This is a genomic window from Vibrio anguillarum (assembly GCF_003390515.1).
Classification (GTDB): domain Bacteria; phylum Pseudomonadota; class Gammaproteobacteria; order Enterobacterales; family Vibrionaceae; genus Vibrio; species Vibrio anguillarum.
In genome coordinates this window covers 960,707-961,265 of the sequence record NZ_CP031478.1, presented here as the reverse complement: position 1 = coordinate 961,265, position 559 = coordinate 960,707, and the positions used below count along the sequence as shown (strand labels likewise).

Annotated in this window: 1 protein-coding gene; it reads right to left on the bottom strand. The window is 40.4% G+C overall.

Annotated features, from left to right (window positions below; all coding sequences use genetic code 11):
* Positions 1-16: 16 nt before the first annotated feature.
* Positions 17-559, bottom strand: a 543-nt coding sequence (locus DD616_RS04010) for a P-loop NTPase family protein (protein WP_231140442.1), incomplete at its 5' end; no start/stop codon positions are given.

Below are 559 nucleotides of genomic sequence, written 5' to 3'. Positions count from 1 at the left end.
CCTCTTGAGCCGTTTGTTAGCATGCTGTTCCCGCTGCAAAAGAACCAACCTGCAAACGTGATGTAAAACGCACTTTAGTACCAGAAAAATTGCTGAAAAGATAATCATGGAACTGTCTTGAAGTTTTTGATGTACGAATCGAATATTCAGACGCCCAAGTCAGTAGTTCTTTGAAATTTTTATCGGCTTCTACTACATCAAGTTGCTTTGAACTTTCTGAACCACGAGCAAGTAACGAAGCCTTACATACTGCCCAATTTAGATCCAAAAACAACAAAGTGTCCGCATGTGGGATCAACTCTTCTATTAAAGCACCAAATACACCTTCAACAATCCAAGATGGATCCATACTCAATTTTACCAGTTCACTTTTTATCGTTTCAGGAGAGCGTTTCTGGTTATAGCCACCAGGTTCCCAAACAACTGAATCCAAGTGAACTTCTTTTAGTCTAAGTCTCTTTGATAACTGTCCTGACAACCAACTTTTACCTGAACCAGAGTTTCCGATGATAAGGATTTTTTTCATGCTACCTCTGCATGCTAACGCCCGGTTAAGGGG